This is a genomic window from Aquimarina ulvae (assembly GCF_053613295.3).
Genome location: NZ_JBSIBP030000015.1, coordinates 40,796 through 65,255, shown reverse-complemented (window position 1 = coordinate 65,255; position 24,460 = coordinate 40,796). Strand labels below are relative to the sequence as shown.

Annotated in this window: 18 protein-coding genes; 8 read left to right on the top strand and 10 right to left on the bottom strand. The window is 34.4% G+C overall.

All coding sequences use genetic code 11. The features are described from left to right. Nucleotide 1: 1 nt before the first annotated feature. Complete coding sequence (gene trkA / locus ACWGOQ_RS21885; protein ID WP_452059856.1) at nt 2-1,351, bottom strand: Trk system potassium transporter TrkA; 1,350 nt, start codon at nt 1,349-1,351, stop codon at nt 2-4. A gap of 298 nt (nt 1,352-1,649) precedes the next feature. On the opposite strand from trkA, the gene ubiE reads away from it, so the two are divergent. Together ubiE and porT are read left to right on the top strand one after the other, a co-directional pair. Next, on the top strand, nt 1,650-2,378 hold the full coding sequence (ubiE, locus tag ACWGOQ_RS21880) for a bifunctional demethylmenaquinone methyltransferase/2-methoxy-6-polyprenyl-1,4-benzoquinol methylase UbiE (protein WP_452059857.1): 729 nt from the start codon (nt 1,650-1,652) through the stop codon (nt 2,376-2,378). A gap of 1 nt (nt 2,379) precedes the next feature. Further along, nucleotides 2,380-3,102: a type IX secretion/gliding motility protein PorT/SprT gene (gene porT / locus ACWGOQ_RS21875; RefSeq protein ID WP_452059858.1), complete on the top strand. Its 723-nt coding sequence runs from the start codon at nt 2,380-2,382 to the stop codon at nt 3,100-3,102. An 11-nt stretch (nt 3,103-3,113) separates the two neighbouring features. Here porT and ACWGOQ_RS21870 read toward each other — a convergent pair whose 3' ends face one another. Beyond that, the gene (locus ACWGOQ_RS21870; RefSeq protein ID WP_452059859.1) at nt 3,114-3,845 is read right to left on the bottom strand and encodes a TrmH family RNA methyltransferase; all 732 of its coding nucleotides are present in this window, start codon (nt 3,843-3,845) and stop codon (nt 3,114-3,116) included. Between the two features lie 61 nt (nt 3,846-3,906). Between ACWGOQ_RS21870 and tamL the strand changes: the two genes are divergently transcribed. From tamL to accD, 3 genes are all read left to right on the top strand, one after another. Further along, nucleotides 3,907-6,447 (top strand): translocation and assembly module lipoprotein TamL, encoded by a 2,541-nt coding sequence (gene tamL, locus ACWGOQ_RS21865; RefSeq protein ID WP_452059860.1) that lies wholly within the window; start codon nt 3,907-3,909, stop codon nt 6,445-6,447. A gap of 86 nt (nt 6,448-6,533) precedes the next feature. Further along, nucleotides 6,534-7,601, top strand: a complete 1,068-nt coding sequence (gene fbaA, locus ACWGOQ_RS21860; protein ID WP_452059861.1) for a class II fructose-bisphosphate aldolase — start codon at nt 6,534-6,536, stop codon at nt 7,599-7,601. Nucleotides 7,602-7,668: 67 nt separating this feature from the next. After that, nucleotides 7,669-8,529, top strand: a complete 861-nt coding sequence (gene accD / locus ACWGOQ_RS21855; RefSeq protein ID WP_452059862.1) for an acetyl-CoA carboxylase, carboxyltransferase subunit beta — start codon at nt 7,669-7,671, stop codon at nt 8,527-8,529. Nucleotides 8,530-8,702: 173 nt separating this feature from the next. Here the strand turns inward: accD and ACWGOQ_RS21850 are convergent, their stop codons facing one another. Further along, nucleotides 8,703-9,533 (bottom strand): hypothetical protein, encoded by an 831-nt coding sequence (locus ACWGOQ_RS21850; protein ID WP_452059863.1) that lies wholly within the window; start codon nt 9,531-9,533, stop codon nt 8,703-8,705. A 162-nt stretch (nt 9,534-9,695) separates the two neighbouring features. Here ACWGOQ_RS21850 and rpsO point away from each other — a divergent pair, with 162 nt between their 5' ends. The 3 genes from rpsO to ACWGOQ_RS21835 all read left to right on the top strand — a co-directional run bounded on the left by rpsO (nt 9,696) and on the right by ACWGOQ_RS21835 (nt 15,080). Next, nucleotides 9,696-9,965 (top strand): 30S ribosomal protein S15, encoded by a 270-nt coding sequence (rpsO, locus tag ACWGOQ_RS21845; RefSeq protein WP_452059915.1) that lies wholly within the window; start codon nt 9,696-9,698, stop codon nt 9,963-9,965. Between the two features lie 249 nt (nt 9,966-10,214). Then, nucleotides 10,215-12,416 carry a polyribonucleotide nucleotidyltransferase gene (locus tag ACWGOQ_RS21840; RefSeq protein ID WP_452059864.1) on the top strand — a complete coding sequence of 734 codons (2,202 nt, stop codon included), beginning with the start codon at nt 10,215-10,217 and terminating at the stop codon, nt 12,414-12,416. Between the two features lie 162 nt (nt 12,417-12,578). After that, complete coding sequence (locus ACWGOQ_RS21835) at nt 12,579-15,080, top strand: chondroitinase-B domain-containing protein (protein WP_452059865.1); 2,502 nt, start codon at nt 12,579-12,581, stop codon at nt 15,078-15,080. A 65-nt stretch (nt 15,081-15,145) separates the two neighbouring features. On the opposite strand, the gene ACWGOQ_RS21830 is transcribed toward ACWGOQ_RS21835, so the two are convergent. The 7 genes from ACWGOQ_RS21830 to ACWGOQ_RS21800 all read right to left on the bottom strand — a co-directional run bounded on the left by ACWGOQ_RS21830 (nt 15,146) and on the right by ACWGOQ_RS21800 (nt 24,356). Continuing rightward, nucleotides 15,146-17,503 carry a hydroxymethylglutaryl-coenzyme A reductase family protein gene (locus ACWGOQ_RS21830; protein WP_452059866.1) on the bottom strand — a complete coding sequence of 786 codons (2,358 nt, stop codon included), beginning with the start codon at nt 17,501-17,503 and terminating at the stop codon, nt 15,146-15,148. Between the two features lies 1 nt (nt 17,504). Next, the gene (locus tag ACWGOQ_RS21825) at nt 17,505-18,305 is read right to left on the bottom strand and encodes a hypothetical protein (protein ID WP_452059867.1); all 801 of its coding nucleotides are present in this window, start codon (nt 18,303-18,305) and stop codon (nt 17,505-17,507) included. After that, complete coding sequence (locus tag ACWGOQ_RS21820) at nt 18,302-18,904, bottom strand: nucleoside/nucleotide kinase family protein (RefSeq protein WP_452059868.1); 603 nt, start codon at nt 18,902-18,904, stop codon at nt 18,302-18,304. Before ACWGOQ_RS21820 ends, ACWGOQ_RS21825 begins: the two co-directional genes overlap by 4 nt. Beyond that, complete coding sequence (locus ACWGOQ_RS21815) at nt 18,894-20,255, bottom strand: nucleotidyltransferase family protein (RefSeq protein ID WP_452059869.1); 1,362 nt, start codon at nt 20,253-20,255, stop codon at nt 18,894-18,896. The genes ACWGOQ_RS21820 and ACWGOQ_RS21815 overlap by 11 nt, the downstream gene beginning before the upstream one ends. Next, nucleotides 20,252-22,732, bottom strand: coding sequence for a PEP/pyruvate-binding domain-containing protein (locus ACWGOQ_RS21810; RefSeq protein ID WP_452059870.1), 2,481 nt, complete (start codon nt 22,730-22,732; stop codon nt 20,252-20,254). The genes ACWGOQ_RS21815 and ACWGOQ_RS21810 overlap by 4 nt, the downstream gene beginning before the upstream one ends. Continuing rightward, on the bottom strand, nt 22,729-23,967 hold the full coding sequence (locus ACWGOQ_RS21805; RefSeq protein ID WP_452059871.1) for an aminotransferase class I/II-fold pyridoxal phosphate-dependent enzyme: 1,239 nt from the start codon (nt 23,965-23,967) through the stop codon (nt 22,729-22,731). Before ACWGOQ_RS21805 ends, ACWGOQ_RS21810 begins: the two co-directional genes overlap by 4 nt. A 155-nt stretch (nt 23,968-24,122) precedes the next feature. Further along, on the bottom strand, nt 24,123-24,356 hold the full coding sequence (locus tag ACWGOQ_RS21800) for a hypothetical protein (protein WP_452059872.1): 234 nt from the start codon (nt 24,354-24,356) through the stop codon (nt 24,123-24,125). Between the last annotated feature and the right edge of the window lie 104 nt (nt 24,357-24,460).

The following is a 24,460-nucleotide window of genomic DNA, read 5'->3' as shown; positions in this document are numbered from 1 at the left end:
TTTACAAGAAGAGGTTTTCTATTTTCTTAATGGATTTGGGTAAACAACAAACCACTACCCTATCCCCTGCTTTGATATAAAAACCACCAAGTGGGATCATCCCAACACCATCTCTAATCACTCCCGCAATAATAGCAGAACGAGGAAAATCAAGATCTCTAATCAAATTATCACTTACTTCAGAAGTCGGCTTTACGACAAACTCCAGCAACTCGGCATTCATATTATTTAGCTTGGTCATGGCCACCACCTCTCCTTTTCTAATAAATCTAAAGATATTATTAGCCGCCAATAATTTTTTATTAATTAAGGTATCGATTCCGATAGAATGTGAAAGCTGAAAGTAATCCATATTTTCTACCAAAGCAATGGTTTTACGAACTCCTTTTGACTTCGCCACTAAACACGACATGATATTTGTTTCAGAATTACCTGTTACTGCAATAAAGGCATCCATATCGTCTATATTCTCTTCTTCCAGAAGTTCTACATTACGACCATCTCCATTTATGATTAGCGCATTAGGAAGGTCGTCTGCTAGATCAAATGCTTTATCTTTATCACTTTCAATAAGTTTCACCCTGAATTTATGATCACACAGGTCGCAGGTGGTCTTATATCCAATTTTACTACCTCCCAAAATCATCACTTTTTTGATCTGCTCTTTTACCTTTCCGGTTAATTTATAGAGCTCTTCTACGCCGCCTTTTGAGGTAACAAAATATACCTGATCCCCTTCTTTAAACTTAGTATCTCCTCTAGGAATGATTGTATATTGCGTTCCTGATCGCTGAATTGCGATTGGCATAAAATGTAATTCAGGGAATATCTCTGCAGCTTCCCTAACAGTTTTATCTACAAACAGAGCGCTCTCAGACAAGGTGGTACCTACCATAGTAAGCGCACCTTCTTCAAACTCATAACTATCACTAAAAGCAGATTGATTGAGCAGCAATTCTATTTCACTTGCTGCTAAGGCTTCTGGCGAAATCAATTCGTCAATTCCAAATTTAATAAAACCAACTTCTTCCTTGTTTTCAATAAACTCCGTGTTAGAAATTCGTGCAATAGTTCGTTTTGCACCCAATTGTTTTGCTAATACACAAACAGTAATATTGGTAGTTTCACTAGAAGTAACACTAATCACCATATCTACATTCTGCACTCTGGCATCTTTCAGAATACTTATAGATGTAGCATCTCCTTTAATTACTCTAATATCTAGATGACTATCTGCATAATTCAAGCATTCTTTATCAGGATCAATAAGCGTAATATCCTGAGACTCAAATGAAAGTAGTTTTGCCAAATGAAATCCGACCTCACCAGCTCCGGCAATAATAATTTTCATCCGTATTTATTTATTATTTATCATTAAAAGATAAAATTAAACTTCAGTCAAGCACACCATCATAAAAATGAAAATGAATAGCTGAAAAAATAAAAGCGTACAAAGATAGTGGAATTTCAGAAACTGGTGAAAATAATTAATAAATAGCGACTTAGATGCATTTTTATTTTATCTCGTTTATTGATTTACATAATAGCGTAGTAAAAGTGCAAGCAAAACAATAAGCTTATCACAACAAAATGACAATCTTTTCCTACGATCCATATCAAAAATGTATATTTGCCTAAATTTTTTTTGAATGTCAGAAAAGATAACTCCATATAAAGACAAAAACGCGACCAAGAAAGAGCAGGTTACCAAAATGTTTGATACTATTTCAGGCAATTACGATGGTCTTAACCGAGTGATTTCTTTTGGGATTGATGTAAAATGGCGAAAGAAGGTCGTGAAAATTGTTACAAATTCTAAACCTAATAGAATTTTGGATGTTGCTACAGGAACAGGTGATCTGGCTATTAATCTAGCCAAAACCGGTGCTTTAGAAATTATTGGTTTGGATATCTCGGCAGGGATGCTAGCTGTAGGAAAAGACAAGATAAAAGAGAAAAATCTGGATCAAATCATCTCCATGGTCAAAGGGGATGGAGAAAGCTTACCGTACGAAGAAAATTATTTTGACGCTATCACCGTAGCTTTTGGTGTAAGAAATTTTGAAGACTTGGAACAAGGACTTTCTGAAATATACAGAGTATTAAAACCTGAAGGTATTTTCGTTGTTTTAGAAACCTCCATCCCTACCAAGACTCCTTATAAACAAGGGTACAGACTATATTCTTCTACAATTCTTCCTTTAATTGGAAAGATGTTTTCTAAAGACCGATCTGCTTATTCATACCTTAGCGAAAGTGCAGCAGCTTTTCCTTATGGAGACGCTTTCAACAATATTTTGAGAAAAATTGGGTTTATAGAAGTCGAGGATAATCCGCAAACTTTTGGTGTTGCCACTATTTATACAGCCACAAAATAATATGAAAAAACTTTTTATAGCAATAGCTGTTATTGTATGTACTCAGAATGTGAGTGCACAATTATTTTCTAAAGAAAGGGTTAGAAACCTTCAGAACTATGACAAACCTCGATTAAGTTGGGGATATATTCTTGGTTTTAACAGCTACGACTTTAATTTTGATTACAAAGCCACTCCAGAAGGAGAGGATCCAATATTAGATGGAGATATATTGGTTGCTAAATCTGTAGGATTTAATGTAGGATTATTGGGCAATATGAGAATTAACGATTACCTGGACCTTAGATTAGAGCCTCAGGTATCTTTTGTGAGAAGAGATCTTACTTTTAATTCACCTGACATCGATGAAAATCAATCTCAGAGGGAAGTAACATCGACCTATGTTCATATCCCTTTATTACTAAAAATTTCTACAAAAAGACTTAACAATTTTAAACCTTTTATTGTAGGAGGAGTGTCTACTTCTCTTAATTTATCTAGTAATGAGGATAATCCAGATGATAATAGCGTGGGGCAGTTCAGAACCAAAACGAACACTAATTATTTTGAGCTTGGTTTTGGAATAGATTTTTATTTGTTCTATTTTAAATTCACTCCTTCTATACGAGGCGTTTTTGCTATGTCTGACGAATTAGTCGCTGATGCAGACCCAGATAGTCCTTATACATCCGCGATAGATAAAATGTCATCCCGAGGGATTTTTATCAACTTTACTTTTCAATAGGAAGATACCACCTAGGCGCGCCTAAACTCGTTTAGAATGATCGCAGTGGCAGTTGCTACATTAAGGCTTTCTGTTTTTTGAGTCTTTCCAAATCTGGGTATAGTAACTTTTTGAGATATTAATTGCTCAATTTTCATTGATATGCCATTAGCTTCATTACCCATAACAACAATTCCATTTTGGGGTAATTGCTTCTGATAAATGGTATGACCATCCATAAAAGTCCCATAAATAGGCGTCACTTTTTTTTGATCATTCAAAAAACTATACAAATCGGTATATACAATATTCACCCTAGTAACTGAACCCATTGTAGCCTGAATGACTTTAGGATTATAACAATCAACAGTTTGTTCAGAACAGACCAAATCGGTAATACCAAACCAATCACATAGCCTAATAATAGTCCCCAAATTGCCTGGATCCCGCACATCATCCAGTGCCAAAATTAATCCTTGAGGATCAATGGATCTTGCATTCGGCACGTGAAACACGGCTAAAGCCACTTGAGGCGTTGTCAGAAAGCTAATGCCTTTTAGCTCGGCTTCAGTCACGATATAGGTGTCATTAGAAAAAGTTTCAAAATATGTGGAATCTAAAGTAAATAAAGAATGAAGTTTAAGACCCGCTTCTAAAAACTCTTTAATTACCTTTTTACCTTCTGCAACAAACAATCCGTGTTGTTTTCGGTATTTTTTTTGATGTAAACTATTTATTAATTTCTTTTGGTTTTTGCTAACCATACAAATAATGTATTTTTGACACAATAATGAATTTCGATTGAAACACCTGCTCACAAAAATAGTGTTTGTTGTAGTAACTACAACTTTTTTAATTTCATGTAATGCAATTAAAAGAGTGAAAGAAGAAGAACACCTATTAACTAAAAATGAAATTTTTGTTGATAGTGTTAAAACCAATAACACTAAGTTATACAATCAGCTATACCAGAAGCCCAACACAAAGCTTGCCTGGACTCCATTTAGATTGCATATTTATAATTTCGCTAAGGTAAACCCTGATTCTTCCTATCAAAGCTGGCTTCATAAAAATCCAAATAGAGAGAAGAGATTAGTTAATTTTTTATCAAAGAAACAGGTAAATCGATTAGGAGTTGGGTATGCTGGCATCAATAATTGGCTTAAAAAAACTGGTGAAGCCCCAGTTATCGTTGATGAATCAAAAGCAAAACGTTCTGTAAAGCGATTAGAATCTTACTACTGGAACAACGGCTGGTTTAACATAGAGGCTGATTACAAAATAAATTATGAAAAGAACCAAAGGGCATCAATATCCTATTTCGTCAAACCTCATAAACCATATTTCATTGACTCCTTGTATACAAAGATAGAATCCAAAGCTGCAGACTCTATCTATAAACTAAACCAAAACAAATCAACCATAATATCTGGAAAACAATACAGAACATTGGATATAGAAGCAGAAAGAGAACGATTAACCCGTTTGTACAGAAATTCTGGTTTGTATCATTTCGAAAAGGAATTTATAAAATTCGATGCAGATACTATCAATACCAATAAAAAAATTAAACTTAACTTACTGATCAATAACAGACGGATTACTGAAGAAGAACAGACGATAAAAATTCCATTTAGGGTTCACAAAATCAGTAAGGTAAATGTTTTTACAGATTATTCATACAAAAACAGAAACCAAAAACCAAAAGATAGCGCGTCTTACAACGGATATAATATTTACAGCTATGATAAACTTAGGTATACCCGCAAAGCAATTGCTAATTCTATTCTGATAACACCTGGAGAAATTTTTAGAGACAGGGACAGAACCCTTACCTATAACCAAATTAGTAATCTAAAAACATTTAAATATCCTAATATACGATACAGTATAGACCCCAATAACCCAAAAGGAACTGACCTTATTGCTAATGTGCTATTGACGCCCAGAAAAAAATACAGCACTAATGTAGAATTTGATGTATCTACCTCTAATATACAAGTATTTGGAATTGGTTTTAGCGGGTCCTTTTTGATTCGAAATGTTTTTGGCGGTGCAGAAATTTTTGAAATATCGGCCAGAGGAAGTGTTGGTTCATCAAAAGATCCGGTAGATCCGGATGGACAGTTTTTTGATATTTCGGAAATTGGTGTGGATCTTAAATTATCATTTCCTAAAATAATATTCCCTTTTCAAACTAGGAAAATCATTCCTAAATATATGTCCCCAACGACCAATCTTATTTTTGGTATCAACACACAACAAAACATAGGGCTTGACAAACAAAATGCCTCAGGAATTTTTAATTATCAGTGGAAACCAAGCACAAAACTTACGCATCAGGTTGACTTGGTAAATGTACAATATGTACGCAACCTAAATACTGGTAATTATTTTAATGTATACTCCAACTCATTTAGCAGGCTAAACAATATCGCTACAGAAGTATTAGCTCCCAATTCACCGTTTTTTGACGTCGAAAACACAAATCAAAGTGTATTAACGATACCAACTGGAGCTAATAGTTTTATTACACAATCTCTGGGAGAAACTCCAAATAATGATCTAACTGCAGATCAACTACAGGAAATTAGAAATATTAACGAAAGAAAAGAAAGACTGACAGAAGACAACCTGATTTTTGCATCTAGCTATACCTATCTAAAAAATAATCGGGAGAATCTTTATGACGAAAATTTCTCTAGATTTAGAGTAAAAATAGAATTTGCTGGAAACGTATTGAAGACAGCGTCTAACATTCTGGGACTAAAAGAGAACGCTAACAATCGTTTAGAAGTATTTGGTGTTGAGTTTTCGCAATACGCCAAAACGGAATTAGATTATATTAAACATTGGGAGCTTGGCAGAAAAAGTGTTTTAGCCTTTAGAGTGTTTGGAGGTATTGCACTGCCATACGGAAATGCTAACAGTATTCCATTTGCACGAAGCTTTTTCGGAGGAGGACCTAATGATAATCGCGCATGGTTACCGTATGATCTGGGTCCAGGAAGTAGCGGTGGGAGAAATGAGTTTAACGAAGCTAACATGAAGTTAGCTTTAAATGCAGAATACCGGTATAACATTTTGGGTGCTCTAAATGGTGCTTTCTTTATTGACGCAGGTAATATCTGGAACGTGCTGGACAGTGTAGAAGAAGAAGATGCCGTTTTTTCGAGATGGGATGACCTTCAGGAAATAGCCGTAGGTAGTGGTTTAGGCCTCCGGTATGATTTTGACTTCTTTGTAGTGAGACTTGATATTGGATTTAAAACATTTAATCCTGCTAACATTGAGGATCAACGATGGTTTAAAGGTTATAACTTCTCAGAAGCAGTTTATAATGTAGGAATTAATTATCCTTTCTGAAAGCATTGTTACTTTTCATCTTCAAATATAAAATCGATTCCGTATTATTTTATTATTTTTGTAGGCTTATTAACTAAAAGTAAATTATGAGTCACAACATCAAACCAGGAGTTGCTACAGGAGACGAAGTGCAGGAAATCTTTAAGTACGCTAAAGAAAAAGCTTTTGCACTACCAGCGGTAAATGTAATTGGATCCAATTCGATTAACGCAGTATTGGAAACTGCGGCAGAATTAAACTCACCCGTAATCATCCAATTCTCTAATGGAGGAGCACAATTTAATGCCGGAAAAGGCCTTTCTAACGAAGACCAAAAAGCAGCGATCGCAGGGGCTACAGCAGGAGCCAGACATGTACATTTAATGGCTGAAGCGTATGGAGTGCCTGTAATTTTGCATACTGACCACTGTGCGAAAAAATTACTGCCTTGGATAGACGGACTCTTAGATGCAGGAGAAGCTTTCTACAAAGAAACTGGAAAACCTCTTTACAGTTCTCATATGATTGACCTGTCTGAAGAGCCAATAGAAGAAAATATAGAAATTTGTAAAGAATACCTTTCAAGAATGAGTAAAATGGGTATGACTTTAGAAATTGAACTTGGAATTACCGGAGGTGAAGAAGATGGTGTAGATAATAGTGATGTAGATGATTCTAAATTATATACACAACCAGAAGAAGTAGCCTATGCTTATGAGGAGCTGAGCAAGGTAAGTGATAAATTTACAGTAGCAGCAGCTTTTGGTAACGTTCATGGTGTTTACAAACCTGGTAATGTGAAATTAACTCCAAAAATCCTTAAAAATTCTCAAGAATTTATTTCAGAAAAATATGGCGTAGAACATAACCACATTGACTTCGTGTTTCACGGAGGAAGTGGTTCTACATTAGAAGAAATTAGAGAAGCAATAGGATACGGGGTTATTAAAATGAATATTGATACAGATCTTCAATTTGCATTTTGTGAAGGTATTAGGGATTATATGACTGGCAAAGTAGAATACCTGAAAACACAAATTGGAAATCCTGATGGATCAGAAGAGCCTAATAAAAAATATTACGATCCGAGAAAATGGTTAAGAGAAGGAGAAATTACTTTTAAGAACCGTCTCAAAAAGGCTTTTGAAGATTTAAATAATGTAAATACATTATAACCAGATAGAAAACCAAGCTGAAACTCAAAACAATATAGAGTTTCAGCTTTTTTAATACAGATAATTTATGGCTTGGTTTAAGAGAACTCAAAAAGGTATACAAACTGCTACTGAGGACAAGAAAGATGTCCCTAAAGGACTTTGGTACAAATCCCCGACAGGTAAAATAGTTGACGCAGAACAATTAGAAAAAAACTTTTATGTGAGTCCTGAAGACGGATATCACGTAAGAATCGGTAGTAAAGAATATTTTGAAATTCTTTTTGATGATAACAAGTTCAAAGAATTAGACAAAAACTTAACTTCTAAAGATCCTCTTAAATTCGAAGACAAAAAAAAATACACGGACCGTCTTAAAGATGCTCAGGAAAAAACAAATCTAAAAGACGCGGTAAGAACTGCTGTTGGTAAATCCAATGGCAATGACTTGGTAATTGCCTGTATGGACTTTTCATTTATTGGAGGTTCTATGGGAAGCGTTGTAGGAGAAAAAATTGCAAGAGCAGCTGATTATGCTCTTAAGAACAAGATGCCTTTTATGATTATCTCAAAATCCGGAGGAGCTCGTATGATGGAGGCAGCTTTATCATTAATGCAACTTGCAAAAACCTCTGCAAAACTCGCTCAATTGGCTGATGCCGGTATTCCATATATCTCCTTATGTACGGACCCAACTACAGGAGGTACAACAGCATCATTTGCTATGCTTGGCGACATTAATATTGCAGAACCAGGAGCATTAATAGGCTTTGCCGGGCCTCGTGTCGTAAGGGATACCACGGGAAAAGAACTTCCTGAAGGTTTCCAAACAGCAGAATTTCTTAAAGAACACGGTTTCCTTGATTTTATAACACCCAGGCAAAATCTAAAAGAAAAAATAAACTTATATCTAAATCTAATTATGAATCGACCTTTACCTACTAATTAGATCAAAATAAAATTAAAAAAACAATAATGTAAACCCGGTATAAACCGGGTTTCGTTTTTAAAAAGCACATATTTATAAAATGATTATCTACTTCACATCAAATACATCTATAAAATATGTAGAAGCATTAGAAAAGCATCATGTAAAAGATGCTTTTTAAACCAATCTGAATGCTATAAAAACAATGCTCTTTCCTCACCATCGGCGTTTGTAAATATCGCATTGTTATCACAAGTCCCATCTCCATAATCTAATGAACCAGTAAAATTTGTTCGTACTAACCCCACTACTCCACTTACCAAAAATCTACAGCTAGCTTCGCGACGTAAAGGTGTTGTAATAGTAGCACTATTTGTATTTCCATTAGCATAATTAGTTTGCCATGAACCTGTTATTAAGAAAACATTATCACCCCAATTACCATTAAAAACACCTTCAATCCATTCACGGGTTTTAGAACCTGTTCTTGACGCTTGTTTACCATCAGCAAATGTTACTGTAAAATCCAGATTCATTGAATACTCTGGGTTACCGTTATCATTTGACTTAAGTCTTGTTAAAGTTCGGGAACCAGCAAATTGTATATCATCAATAAAGAAATCCTCTACGCCATAATTAATTACTAAAGACATAGCTTCTACATTTAGTTCGTACGACATAAAGATCTTTCCTTTTACCAGATGCCCACTTCTTATTTCACAACCTTCCGTTCCAAAATCTATAGTTACATTTTTAATAGTACCGGTTAATACTGTTGTTACGGCAGCACAATCAGGCAAAAATCTAATGTTCCCATTTTTAGCTATACGCTCTTCATCTTCAAAACCCTGTAAAGTAAGATCGCTGAATACCTCTAACCCATCATTAACACTTGCTGTAAGTACTGCTTCTTGACTATCCATACTATTTGACGATAACTGTTCTGATACTTCTTCATTATTACATCCCACTAAAACTGTAGATAAGCATACGACTAGACCAAATTTTAAAATGTTATTCTTCATTGTATTAATTTTTAATGTTACTATTCTAAGACTTGTTTGTTTAGAAAAGGTTTAATACAAATGTTTTTTTACCAAAAAGCATTTCTAATCTAAAAAGTATTATATTTGCACGCTGGTAGTAGAATGCTATCTATACATAAAAATCATTTAAATAATATTGGAATGTATTTAACAAAAGAAGCTAAAGAAGAAATCTTCGCAAAACACGGAAAAGGCAAAAATGACACCGGTTCTGCAGAAGGACAAATCGCATTGTTTACTCAAAGAATTACGCACTTAACTGAACATTTAAAAAATAATCGTAAAGATTATAATACAGAGCGTTCATTAGTAAAGCTTGTAGGTAAACGTAGAGATCTTTTAGATTATCTTATCAAAAAAGATATTATGAGATATCGTGCAATAGTAAAAGAATTAGGATTAAGAAAATAATCAAAAAAGAGAGGCTGTATGCCTCTCTTTTTAATTATAATCACTTCTTAATGTTAGAAAATTAAAATAAAAACATTTTGATCCAATGATGGTCAGAATGAATGCCTTAGTTTTTCATTGGTCGCACAACAACTACAACAACACAACCTTGTCCGTCCGAGTAAGACGGAAACCAATGTTTAATTAAACCTTTGGTAATTCGAGTTATATAGATCCGAATTATTTAAAAAGGTTAGAATCAAAAAAAATATGATTCCAAAAGTTTATAGAGAGGTCATAGACCTGGGTGATGGAAGAGAAATCACTTTAGAGACCGGAAAATTAGCAAAGCAGGCACATGGTTCTGTTGTTGTACAATCAGGCAAGTGTATGCTATTATGTACAGTGGTGTCTAATTATAAGCAAAGTGATGTAGATTTTCTACCATTAACTGTTGATTATAGAGAGAAGTTTGCTGCTGCAGGTCGTTATCCTGGTGGCTTTTTTAAGAGAGAAGCAAGACCAAGTGATGGTGAAGTATTAACAATGAGGTTGGTAGATCGTGTATTGCGACCTTTGTTCCCAAAAGACTATCATTCAGAAACTCAGGTAATGATACAATTAATGTCTCACGACGATGAGGTAATGCCGGATGCTATGGCTGGATTAGCAGCTTCTGCGGCTATTCAGTTATCAGATTTCCCTTTTGAATGTGCTATCTCCGAAGCAAGAGTCGGACGTGTAGACGGTAAATTTGTCATCAACCCAACAAGAGCTCAATTAGAAGAATCTGATATCGATATGATGATTGGTGCCTCTGCCGATTCGGTGATGATGGTTGAAGGGGAGATGGATGAAATTTCTGAAGAAGAAATGACGGAAGCTATCAAATTCGCACACGAAGCTATCAAAGTTCAGTGTGCTGCCCAGGAAAGATTAGCAGAAGCATTTGGAAGGAAAGAAGTACGTGAATATGAGCCAGAAAGAGAAGATGAAGAATTAGCTCAGAAAATTTATGATATGGCATATGACAAAGTATATGCTGTCGCTAAACAAGGTTCTTCTAAACATGAAAGAGGTGCTGCCTTTTCTGAGATAAAAGAAGAAATAAAAGCTACGTTTTCAGAAGAAGAACTAGAAGATATTGGAGACCTTATATCGAAATATTACTCAAAAGCGGAGAAAGCTGCTGTTCGTGATCTTACACTAAATGAAGGGTTGCGTCTTGATGGCAGAAAAACTACGGATATTAGACCTATCTGGTGTGAAGTAGATTATTTACCTTCTACACATGGATCCTCAATTTTTACAAGAGGAGAAACGCAGGCATTAGCTACAGTAACTTTAGGAACATCCAGAGAAGCCAATCAGATAGATATGCCATCATATGAAGGTGAAGAAACATTCTATCTTCATTATAACTTCCCTCCTTTCTGTACAGGAGAAGCACGCCCAATTAGAGGTACTTCTCGTAGAGAAGTTGGACACGGTAACTTAGCCCAGCGTGCACTTAAAGGAATGATCCCAGAAGACTGTCCGTATACCGTTCGTATAGTTTCTGAAGTATTAGAATCTAATGGTTCTTCTTCTATGGCGACTGTTTGTTCTGGAACTATGGCATTAATGGATGCCGGAGTACAAATGAAAAAACCAGTTTCTGGTATTGCAATGGGATTGATTTCTGATGCTGATTCTGGAAAATATGCAGTATTATCTGATATTTTAGGTGATGAAGATCATTTAGGAGATATGGACTTTAAAGTAACCGGAACTTCTGAGGGAATAACTGCTTGTCAGATGGATATTAAAGTAAAGGGATTGAGCTACGAGATTTTAGTAAATGCATTAAAGCAAGCTCGTGATGGACGTTTACATATCCTTGAAAAATTAACAGATACCATTGCTGCACCTAATGCAGATGTAAAAGCACACGCTCCAAAAATGGTTACCAGAACTATTCCGGGAGAATTTATAGGAGCGCTTATTGGCCCTGGAGGAAAAGTAATTCAAGAATTACAGAAAGCAACAGGCACTACGATTGTTATAAATGAAGACCCTGTTACTGAAGAAGGTATCGTAGAAATTCTAGGTACTGGTCAGGAAGGAATCGACGCAGTGTTGGCTAAAATTGATTCTATAACTTTTAAGCCTGTTGTGGGTAGTATATATGAAGTTAAGGTAGTCAAAATGTTAGATTTTGGCGCAGTGGTAGAATATATAGATGCACCAGGTAATGAAGTATTACTTCACGTTTCTGAACTAGCTTGGGAGCGCACAGAAAATGTTAGTGATGTTGTGAACATGGGCGACGTGATGGATGTAAAGTATTTTGGTATAGACCCAAGAACACGCAAAGAGAAAGTTTCCAGAAAAGCCTTATTGCCAAGACCTCCCAGAAAAGAAGGTGATAAATCAAGAGATGATAAGTCCAGAGGAGATCGAAAACCTAGAAATGACAAAAAAGAAAGTTAAATATTATTTCTTAATATAGTTTATAATAAAACGCCTTCAATATTCTTGAGGGCGTTTTTGTTTTCCAAAAAAAATTATTGATTTTTCAAAAATGAATAGTATATTTGTTTGATCAACCAGATTGGTTAACCAATTTAAAATACTAAAAGTAACGCCCTACTCATGAAAAATTATTCAACCTTATTTGCCAATACTTTAGTATTGATCATACTTTTTGGCAAGATATCCGCTCAAACGGTAAGCAATACTACCGAACTGCAAGCTGCTATTACTAATGCTTCTGCAGGAACAACTATTATTTTAGCCGATGGAACTTGGACAGACGTATTCATTAATATTAATAAAAATGGTACACAGACAAATCCTGTTACTATTCAGGCACAAACACCAGGATCCGTATTTTTTGAAGGAAACTCTAGAGTAAGCTTGGGTGGTTCTTATATCGTTTTTGAAGGTGTTGTTTTTCAAAACCCATCCAACTTAGATGTAAGTGGAAGTATCATAGAACCTGTAATAGAGTTTAGAGACTCTGGTAACAATGAATGTAATCATTGTAAAATTACAAACATAAAAATAGACAGCTATAATGGTACCACCGCTCAAGAACTACTGACATTTAAATGGATCATTGTTTATGGACAATATAACGAAATAAGCTTCAGTTCTTTTTTAGGAAAATATGGTATAGGGAGTATTATAAATGATAACAGAAATTCCACGTCAACTGAGTTTGCTGAGCCGGATTTTACAAAAATACACCATAATTACTTCGCTGACCGTATTCCCGTTGGTGTTGTAAATGATGAGAATGATCAGGACGCCATAAGAATTGGAAATAGTAGTACTTCATTACACCCATCTAATACCAAAGTATATGACAACTTATTTTATAATTGGTCTGGAGAAGTGGAAATTATATCTAATAAGAGTGGTGAGAACAAATATTACAATAATACTTTTAGAGACTACCAAGGGACACTAACCCTAAGACACGGAAATGATTGCGAAGTATATAACAATTTCTTTTTTGCTGAAAACAATCTTTTCTCGGGTGGTATTCGTGTAATCGGAGAAGGACATAAAGTATACAATAATTATATTGAAGGAGTGAATTCTGAAAAACCAGATGGATCCAATACCAATACTGCTGGGGCTATTAATGTTTCTAATGGTCGTCCTAACTCAGCTCTTAACGGTTATTATCAGGTTAAAGATGCCACCATTGTTAACAATACATTTGTAAATTGTGACTATGGATTTAGAATTGGAACTAACGTTGGAAGTGATTTATCATTAGCACCGGAGAACTTGGTAGTTGCAAATAATATCATGATCAATACCGAAGAAAATGCTGTTGATGAACAAACGACTCCAATAGGTTCTTCTATTTATCAGGGAAATATTACTCAAAATGGGGCGTGGGATCTTACTACAGGCGCTAATAACAATCAAGTAATTACTAATGGGCTTCTAGAAAACGGGGTTTTGTATTACGAATTAGGAAGCACAAGCCCGGCAATTGATGCTTCTGTTGGAAACTACCCTTTTGTTAATACCGATATTTTAGGAGGAAATCGTTCTGGAAACCTAGATGCTGGAGCTGAAGAATTTAATTCAGGTGGTTCTCGTATTCCATACACTACGGCAGATGTTGGGGTATCTATTGGTTTTGGTGGAACTGGTGTTAACACTCCTAGATTGATCACAAACACTACATCTATAAACGTAGCCAGAAGCGCAGGAAATACTTTATTTGATATTGATGCTAATGTTGATTGGAGTATTGCAGACGATGCAGATTGGTTAACTTTTAACACCTCTTCAGGAAGTAACTCTGCTGTAATTACGGCCAATTTTACAGAAAACACTTCATCCGCTCAGCGTACAGCTACAGTAACTATAAGTGAGACTGCTGGAGGAAGTAATTTGACTACTACGTTGACCATAGTACAATCGAATATGTTTTCTGAAGAAATTACAATTGTCGATGCAACTGCTATAGGAACTGAATCAGGCAAACCTAATGTAGGACCTCAATTTGCATGGGATGATACTGTTACTGCAACAGAATATTGGACAGGAGACGCCAATACAGAACCAGAAGTTTCCATAACCTTTGATCTGTCGTGTATCCGAATTCTAAGTCAAATTGGAATTCATGTGTTAAAAGCCGATGAAAGAACAATCAACTTTGATATCGCAGTATCAAATGATCAAACTGGGGTCTTTACCAACGTATTGACAGGACAAGATAGTACGATTGAAACAGGTGCAGAAAATACAGAACAACTCTTTGATCTTAGCAATGCAACAGGTAGATATGTGAAATTTACCTCTAACGGAAATAATGTCGGCTCTGGTTTTGCAAGTATTGTAGAAGTAAACATCTATGGTAATGCAACCTGTGACACAACCTTAGGGGTAGATGATAATCTTCTTTCTTCTAGAGGAATTTTGTTATATCCTATTCCTGTAAAAAACCAGCCTATTATTATCGAATCGAAAAGAACAATCGGAATAGTAAAAATATATGACTTACGCGGAAGATTAATACTGCAGAAAGAAATTAATAATCGTATTGGAGAATTAGAAGCTAGTAATTTTAGTAAGGGAACATATATTGCTAAAATACAAGGAGTTTACGGCCGTTTTGTAATTCAATAATCAGAAATAACAACTAAAATAAATGCCTTGGTGAACAACAAAAGGTGTTTTAACCATCAACCTTCCTACCTAAATTGTGTATGCGTAACAACATCCATACTAACTGACATATATTCTTGTTTTATACAATCTATCATTTTAAAACAGTTTTCAATTACTCGATCTGGGAATTTTAGTTTCATTAGTATTTCAGCAGCTTTATAAAAAGACATACGACAGACCAAAAATTCTTTTAAAGCGTAGATATAACCACACATCCAGTTTACATCATTTGAATCCTTGTGCCATAATTTTGTATGAAATTCTAAATAACTTTTTAGATCGTTGATATTGAAAGAAGTATCCAACGTAAATGCTAAGAATTCTACAACATCACGATGTGGAATGTTTTTTACAGATAATTCCCAGTCATAGATACACACATCTCCATTAGAACGAATACCTGCATTTCTAGGATTAAAATCATTATGTATTACACAGACTGGTAGAGTATAATCAGGTCCACCATCTATAATGTCAGTAAGAAAATCTTTTAGTATTTTAAATCGGTTATTACCCTCAGCATGTATATCGTCTTCTTCTTTTATAATAATATCTATTAGTTTACTATAGAGTTCAAAAGCATTAGAGACATTAAAAGGTTGTATCAGAGAGTCTTCAATCGTATCGATTTTGGCATGATAATATTGATGCACTTTTGTAATGTCAGTAATTACGTTTTTTATATCTTCTGATTTCCATAGTTCTGGTTTATTTTCACTATTAAAATGCGACATAGTATTACTATCTAGATATTCCATGATAAGCAAGAATAACTCTCTATTTACGTTTTCTTTCTTTCCATAATATTTTGGTGTAACTCGAAATTCATTCGTATACAAATCTTCATAAATAAACAATTCTTTTGTATGACAGTTGAAATATTCGGTCTGATGACGGTATCTATAAATAAGATCTGATAAAGAAGGATCAATAGAAGCTGCCATGCTATGCAATCCTTTAATAACATCTATATCAAGTGCCTTTGATTTGATCAATAATGAAACGGTTTCTTTACTATTTTTTGCTTGAAAAGGAAAGAATCCAATTGTTTTTTTAGATGTCATACACGTAAGGTTAGTGGTGATACCATTTTCCATTTCTTGTTGATCAAATTGGATGGAAAAGCCCTTGTATTCCGGATTAACCTGCTCAATGATCTGACCAATAAACTCAGCATTTAAATCTGAACGTGTAAGCCTATCTACAGGTTTGTTTCTTCCCAATTTCTCGTGGGCTTTTGCAAACTCACCACTTGCAATAGCCGCAAGCGTTGATATCTCTAATGAAAGGGCAAACGCTGCAATTAATTGTGCAAACCTTTCTACTTTTCCATCACCTTCGCACTTCATTAATCGAAGTATTTCGTTTTGTTTAGGAAGGGATGTTCCACCTCCAACAGTACCAACTACGAGTGTAGGTAATGTAAGCGAGATAATAAGCTTATCCTCTTTTTTTTCTAGGTGCAGCATCCCAACCGACGATTCATGAAGACTACCTAAATCTTGGCCAGTAGCGGCAAACACAGCTGCAATCGTATTAGCGACATTGATATTGTAGCCAAACATCCCATCTATCTTTGTCAAAGTAACAGAAGGAACATAGCACTCCATCAATTTATCAGAAGTAGTACGAAGTACTTTTTCTATGACAGTTTCTTTCAGGTAACATTTGGCACTAACACGTACTCCTCTTCCTTTTTGAACAGCATGAACTGACACCTTTTTATCTGAAGAACCATTACCTTCTATAACATAGTTTTTTATTAGGATTTGTGTTTCTTCGGTAAATCGATTAACAATAAAAAGCATGGCATGCCATGTACAGGTTGTAGTCATATTTTGTCCAGAAGCATCGCCTGTTGTATAATAAAAACGAGTGTGTACGATGTTATCTATAATGACAGGCTCTAAAGATTTTAATTGTGCATGATTAGAATACTGTTCGGCTTCTTTTTTAATATTTTCAAAATTGCAGGAAAGCCAGTTTATAAATAGTAACGCATTCTCTGGCGTATGAAAAATAAACATAGGACAACGCACCATTCTTTGATATACAAAGGTGGTTTTAACGCCACCACTTAAACTGGCAGCTTTGGCACCTCTATTCATACTTGCAACAAGAGCTCCCTCTAAAGTCGCTGCACCAGCATACACTAATTCTTCTTTATCATCTTGAAGATGTAATAATGGACCAACCAACCCTACAGGAATCTCTACAGAACCAATATAGGATTCAATTTTATTTTGAACTTCTGAATGCGAAAGGCCAGACATAGAAACTTGACTAGAATCATATCCTTCCTTATCTAGATGTTCTAAACGTAGTTTAGTAGAATGTGGGGTGACTAACCCTCTACCAGGTACAATTGGATAATTTTCCATATTAGTTTGTAATTTCTGTAATTAGTCTTATGTAAAAGGCATCTAAATGATCAAATGTAGTAGCATCTATATTTTCAATTGCTGTTTTATTGTCACTAGCTACTTTTTTAAATAAAGTTTCATAGGTAGTTTCTAAATTAGATAACACGGAGAGTTTTTCGTGAGCTTCTATAACTTCTCTAGAGGAGATTCTCTCCATAAGAATTTCAGGAGCTGCTTTTAAAAAGAAAATTTGATCCGGTAAACTAGTTTTAAATACTCTTTTAGTTTCAGCATCGGGAAAAGTTTTTCTTACAAAAAAGGTTTTTATAAATTTAAAGATAGCCAACACTCCTTCTTCTTTATTTTCGATAGGAAGCTGCTCTAAAACAAAAGAGAATAAGGCTTCATATTTTGTAGTATAATAGATTAGCATTTCGAAATTCATACTACTACCTGAAGAACCTAAACGAGGTAAATAAAACTGCGCATAGACAAAAGTATCAATTAACGGATGTCTTTCGCATATAACAATACGCGTAGTTGTTGTCGTTTTCTCGGAAACTAATTTTTCAAACAATACCATCGCAAAGAAAAGAACCATTGCTTTAAGATCGTCTCTTTTATTTGCACCTGCTTCTTCACTTAAGGATTTAAGAAGTTGTATTGGTTGTTTTAGAGAAGAAGTATCTGGTAATGAATCTACATCTACATGAAGCGGTGAAACTAAAGTTACATGCTCAATACATTCGGCCTCTAGTTTAGAAAATAAGGTACTTTTACCAGAACCGTCCAAACCTGTTATAAGAATCGTTTTGATCATTGTGCTATAATTTTAAGTGTTTTGTCTTTTAATACTTCAGGAGAATTCTTGGCATCCAGTATAAACCATTCTGATTGAATAAAGCCTTCAAAAGCAATGTTTACTTTCTTCTGGAAATCTATAAAATGTTCTGCTGTAGCTGCTCTACAACCGCATTCATAACGTGATAGATAATTCTTTCTAGCTTTACTTATTTCTGGCGAGACGGAAAGAAAAATTGTTTTGTCAGGTATAGGAAAATTAGGAACCAAAGAATTAATCAATGTTTGATCCGCACCTAAAACTTTTTCAGATGAAAAATATTTATAAGAATAGCCATTTATAAAAATAGTATTTACACCAGAAGTAAGTACTTTATCGATTGCATATTGCAACGCGTGTGCTAAGAACAATAAGCGAGCGTTTGGTGAGAGGACACATAGATAGTCATCGATATCTCCTTTAGTCTTAAAAAGCGTAACTATCTCATTATTGAGTGCATCCCATATGGTTACTTCTATACTATTTGGCAACTCATCCATTAAATTAGAAATGAGCGTTGATTTTCCAGATCCATCTGGGCCAGTGATACAAATGATAGTTGGTTTCTTATTGGACATTATCTACTAATTTTTTAATTTGATCAGGTTTTATTTCTTTCTTTTTTAGATATTGGAAATAAGACTCTTTGGAGATAAAATAATTTAACGGTGATAAGGCGGTATCTACCCACATTTTTAAATAAAGTAAACTGCCATATTTCCATCCGATTTCTTGGGCAATCATCGAAAAAGAAAACCAAGGGCCTAGTATTCTTCCTCTTATTTTATTGAATATGGTAGGTTTATGGGATTTATCTAGAAACTTAAGTGCGTGCTGTATATCCGGAAAATGGATGAAACGTAGAACTCTCAAAAAGTAATAGATTCTTTTATGAAATTCTGGAAATAAATAATAGTGAATAACATTTTTTTCAATGTCCTGAAAATAATCGTTGTACGATTCGTGCATATCTCCTGTTTCGTTAACCATTTGGAGTCTTTTACGTAGTCGCTTATTAATAAAAGATGGTTTTCCCTTTGGCAATCGCTGTATCCATTCTTCTGGAATATGACAAGAGCAAAGACGACACATCTCTAGTGCGTACCGAGACTTCTGTATTGCGTTTGTTTTTTTTATAATCGAAAATAGCTTTTCTACATCTAGATTTGTTGATAGAATCAAATTATAGAGATCCATACAATCTCGTGTACCACATTTATATACGCCTAGATGTAAGATTAAGTGAATAAGATTATATTCTGGAGATAATTGTTTACAAGGAATCCCATGAAAACTGAGCGGTATAGCCGTATCCCACATTTCATTTGTATCAACTGTAAAATGAGTCGTAGATGATTTCAAACCCCATTGTGTTCCAATGATACAGTTAAAATCCGTACTAATAAAAGGAACACTAGTAGGACTGTACTTTGCTGGTTTTTGTTTTTCTCCACTCCAACCAAACCCTAAGGGTATATATCCTAAATCATAATAGATTTGTTCAATTTGTGGCCAATCTTCAGACTTTATCAAAATATCAAAGTCGTTCATTTTTTTATAGCCTACATCATCATAGATAGTTTGGATAAAAGCATTACCTTTTAAAATAACAACATCTATATTATGTTCGTGAAAGGCCTGTAAAAATTGCATCGCAATCTTATTTCTGTTTTCATTCTCTTCCTTCACATCTTGATATGCATTCTCGAATCGTTCAATAACATCCTCATCAAAAAATGACAAAAATTCATGTTTTTGGAGTTGCAAGTAGATCCAAGGAGCCATTTTCCATTGAAAACAATATTCATAAAATACATGTTGATCATGATTACTAGATTGTAAAGGCGTTAACGCCGTTCTACAAGTATCTAATTCTTCTGATGTCAATTGAATATGAGATAATAATGCTGTTATTTTAAAGGTATTCATAAATGATCTATTTTTTCAATGGAACCTGTGGCTCCATTCATTTTAATGGTATCTCCATCACAAAGGTTTTTAGTGCTTTTTTTTGCACCTATAATTGCAGGTATTCCCATTTCACGACATAAGATAGAAGTGTGAGAGAGTAAACTTCCCCGTTCAGAAATAATTCCTTCGGCTCTAGAAAACAATCCAACCCAGCCAGGTTCGAAAAAAGGAGCGACCAAGATTTTTCCTGCAATCTCTAACTCATGTATATTTTGAGCAGTAGCTAACAAAACTTCTCCTTGCGCAATGCCACTACTGCAAGCAATCCCATCCAGTCCATTTTTTGAAGTAGACTCCTTTTCTTCCAAAGCGTATAATTCATTATTAACTTCGTGATACCGTATTGGATGTTTGACATCTTGATAAGCAGCATATGTTGCTTTTCGTTCACAAATGAGATTATTATATTGAGATAACCATGAGTCTGGATGCATCAATTCATCAAAATGCAGGTATAAAGAATCTCCAGCGGTAAGGATTACGTTATGTTGAAGTAATTTACGATCAATTTCTCTAAAAATTTGTCGTACAATGTCAAAGGTTTTCGTACGTATAAAACGAAAGTTTTCTCGATCGCGTACACGCTTTATTGTTAATTTTATTCCTATTTTTAGAAAGAGTAACTTAAAAGGATTTGTTCTATAAGTTTCTTTAAGAACGTGTTCATAGTTAAACTTATCTTTAGTTACTGTCTTGTGTTGCGAAACAGATAAATTTGATCTAAGAAAGGCAATAAATCTGGTAGGATCTTCCCTATAATTTATTGTTTCAATTTTTAACTCCCCTTCATCGGACCGTTCTCCATATTTGTGAATATATAAAGTGATAAGCTTAAAATATTCAGAATAATGCTCTTTAAGATATGGCAACACCTGTATACTTTCTTTTTCTAGAATTACTTTTTTCACATTAGGATGTTGACGTAAACGATGTGTAAGATCTTGTAATTCATGTATAATCTCCATAGAAACTACGTGGCCACTCCCCATTAATGAATCATTAAGAAAATTTGGATATTTCTTATGTAGTTTAGACCGAGATAGTACCTTATGAAGACCATTATATATGATCATCGTGAACAAGCTATTGAGAATCGGCACATACCAATAGCTGCTCAATTCAGTTTCTAGTCGATTATAATACTGTATCAATTCTTTATGTGATTTATTTTTTAAAGAAGTGTTGTCAAATTGTTTTCTAATTTTATCATATTGCGATATGTATTTCTTTTTATGATATGTAGCAAATAATACACTTCGAATAAGACTAAGAAATAGGCGCAAGTAGACTATGATGGATGCTGATTGTAATGGCTTCTGAAATGTAGCGTCTTCAGCTCCTAGTGCTTTAGGAAACAATCGACTTGTTTTTTGTCCAAATGGCATCTGATATAAAAGCTGTTGGTATGCAGTAACATTATAATACATACACCCTTTTATCATACCAACCGTATTTTTGAACAGAGAATTATTTTTTTTAATAAAAGAATCCCCAGCACCCAAAAACCGACACATATCCATGTATGCATTGCTATACGAATGTTGTACAAAAGAAACAGTAAGTGGCATGACTGCACCTGGATAGTTCACATCCATATTAGAGTTATCCCATACTATATAATCTCCTCTTGGAACCAATGCTGCGATTGGGCGTACCTGTAACCAGTATATTTTATTATTATAGATTGTAAATTCTGTATCCACTGGATATCCTTGTAACGAATCTATCTTAAGTAAGCTTTTTCTAAGTTCTTTTATATACGGGGTTATTTTTTCGAATAATTCATCTTTGCTGTATCTATTTTTTCTATAACCTGAAATTGGTTCATATAACTCTCCATTATAATGTTCATCATCAGAGATTATTTCAGGCTGTGTTGCAAGATCAATCATCATAGCATTTTCTTCTCCAGAAACAAGCTTAAAACCTAACCCAGGGATAATACTAATGATTGGATTTACGCTCACTTTTTTAAGAGGGTTTAGAGAAAAACCAACTCCCGAAACTTCCCCACAAATCATTTCTTGTAATACAATATTAAATCCAAAGCCTCCAGTTTCGTGATATTCTGGAATCTTATTTTGAACTTGTTCAAAACCAGCAATTACCTTTTCAAAAGCAGTTTCCAATTCATCAATTTTGCAATTAATCTCTGTGATAAAAATACCAGCATATGATTTATTTTTGCCGTCCTCTACATCGGCACTGGAGCGCACAGTCCACAATGATTTGTGGCTTGCATGAACGTTTTTGCTCCACTCATTACAGAGCGATGCAATTGTATATTTTTGAGAAATAATATTTTGAATAGTACAATTAGGAACTATATAAAAAGGAGGAACATGAAACCCTTTCTTATAAAGGGATATTAGCCCATCGGCTTTACCTCCAAAAGATTGCTTTGGTATGTTTTGATATGAATAATAATTACTCATATCGTATGTGCAGAAAAATTAGTGTAGTTTTTTATATACTTTTCAAATACATTATCAAATGCCGCTAGTGTGCGATGAACATCTTCTGTTGTATGCAAGCTAGTTGGAGTTAAGCGAAAAATAACAACTCCTTTAGGTACGACAGGATAGATAATTACAGAACAAAAAACTCCTTGACTATAGACTAATTCTTTCTGAATATTAAGTACATCATCTAGTTTTAGAGCAAAAGAAACTGGTGTAATTTGCGTGTTAACTTCATTGGAGAGTAGTTTTCTTTTTCTTAGACCTTCTCGAAGCCTAGTAGAAATATCAAAAAGTTTTGCTCTATTACTGTTTGCATTGTTAATGATTTCTAACCTTTTATTTAACCCATAAACTACGGGCATTGGCAAGGATTTAGAAAAAATCTGGGAGCGCAAATTATATTTAAAATAATTTACAACTTCCTTTTTACCTGCAATAACGGCTCCAAAAGATGCCATTGACTTTGTAAAAGTTGTAAAATATAAATCTACCTTTTTTTCTAAACCTTCTGCGCAAACTGTTCCATTCCCACGAGGTCCCATTACACCAAATCCATGAGCATCATCGACCAAAAACCTAAAACTATACGTTGCTTTTAGAGCACATATTTCTTTTAGTTTACCCTGCTCACCAGACATACTAAATACGCCTTCGGTGATAACAAGAATACCACCTTTTGTTTTTTGAACAATTTCTTCGGCTATCTTTAATTTTTGCTCTAAACTTTCAATGTTATTATGTTCAAAAATTAATCTTTCCCCTCGGTGTAATCTTATACCATCTATAATACACGCATGACATTGCGCGTCAGAAATAACAACATCATTAGGAGATAATAATGAGTCTATAACAGATATCATTCCTTGATAACCGAAATTGAGCAGTAATGCTTTTTCCATATTTATAAAGGCAGCAATATTGTTTTCAAACTCATTATGTAGAGAGGTATCACCGGTCATCATTCTTGATCCCATTGGATAGGTTATCCCCCATTTTTCTTGCGCAAAAGAATCTATTTTATTAATCTCACTCGAACCTGCCAGTCCCAAATAATTATTGTAACTCCAACAAATTAGCCTTTCGTTTCCAAAAGAAATATGGTTAGAAATTTTCCCTTTGAATTTAGGAAAGGCAAATTTACCTTCAATCTCACTCTGAAACCTTCCTATCGGTCCGTTATCTTGTTGTATTCTATCAAAAATATCCATGACTAAGTTTCAAATTGTTTAGTGATATAAACATACTGGCTATTGATTAACTATAGTTGTCAAAATCGCCAGTATGAATTTTTTTTTTGTGAAAATCGCAATTAAAAAGTAGCAAGTACCTTAACTAAATAAACAGGTAAGGTCCTTTTATTTGGCTAAAAAAGCTGATAGGTAATTCCGATTTTATGAGAACCTATGCTTATGCTGCGTCTTTCACCTTGAACCTCTTCTGTATCAATATATGTCGACTGAAACAAATAACTAAATACTAGTCTTTCATATCGATAGCTTACCATGCTACCAACAATTGGCGCAGCCGTATCTCTAATAGTATTAACTCCTAAGAAGGCTCCTAAACTTACAGCGTTACTCGTGTTAATTTTATACACCGCCTCACTTTCTGCAAGAACTGTGAAAAAAGATTTCTTATTTAATACATCATAATCTTGAAAGGTTGCTTTGTCAATTTCCTCTAATTTATCCTAATAAGGTC

Bases quoted from the DNA above. Each gene is read 5' to 3' on its own strand.
- trkA (WP_452059856.1), bottom strand. From the start codon at position 1,351: ATGAAAATTATTATTGCCGGAGCTGGTGAGGTCGGATTTCATTTGGCA.
- ubiE (WP_452059857.1), top strand. From the start codon at position 1,650: ATGTCAGAAAAGATAACTCCATATAAAGACAAAAACGCGACCAAGAAA.
- porT (WP_452059858.1), top strand. From the start codon at position 2,380: ATGAAAAAACTTTTTATAGCAATAGCTGTTATTGTATGTACTCAGAAT.
- ACWGOQ_RS21870 (WP_452059859.1), bottom strand. From the start codon at position 3,845: ATGGTTAGCAAAAACCAAAAGAAATTAATAAATAGTTTACATCAAAAA.
- fbaA (WP_452059861.1), top strand. From the start codon at position 6,534: ATGAGTCACAACATCAAACCAGGAGTTGCTACAGGAGACGAAGTGCAG.
- accD (WP_452059862.1), top strand. From the start codon at position 7,669: ATGGCTTGGTTTAAGAGAACTCAAAAAGGTATACAAACTGCTACTGAG.
- ACWGOQ_RS21850 (WP_452059863.1), bottom strand. From the start codon at position 9,533: ATGAAGAATAACATTTTAAAATTTGGTCTAGTCGTATGCTTATCTACA.
- rpsO (WP_452059915.1), top strand. From the start codon at position 9,696: ATGTATTTAACAAAAGAAGCTAAAGAAGAAATCTTCGCAAAACACGGA.
- ACWGOQ_RS21840 (WP_452059864.1), top strand. From the start codon at position 10,215: ATGATTCCAAAAGTTTATAGAGAGGTCATAGACCTGGGTGATGGAAGA.
- ACWGOQ_RS21835 (WP_452059865.1), top strand. From the start codon at position 12,579: ATGAAAAATTATTCAACCTTATTTGCCAATACTTTAGTATTGATCATA.
- ACWGOQ_RS21830 (WP_452059866.1), bottom strand. From the start codon at position 17,503: ATGGAAAATTATCCAATTGTACCTGGTAGAGGGTTAGTCACCCCACAT.
- ACWGOQ_RS21825 (WP_452059867.1), bottom strand. From the start codon at position 18,305: ATGATCAAAACGATTCTTATAACAGGTTTGGACGGTTCTGGTAAAAGT.
- ACWGOQ_RS21820 (WP_452059868.1), bottom strand. From the start codon at position 18,904: ATGTCCAATAAGAAACCAACTATCATTTGTATCACTGGCCCAGATGGA.
- ACWGOQ_RS21815 (WP_452059869.1), bottom strand. From the start codon at position 20,255: ATGAATACCTTTAAAATAACAGCATTATTATCTCATATTCAATTGACA.
- ACWGOQ_RS21810 (WP_452059870.1), bottom strand. From the start codon at position 22,732: ATGAGTAATTATTATTCATATCAAAACATACCAAAGCAATCTTTTGGA.
- ACWGOQ_RS21805 (WP_452059871.1), bottom strand. From the start codon at position 23,967: ATGGATATTTTTGATAGAATACAACAAGATAACGGACCGATAGGAAGG.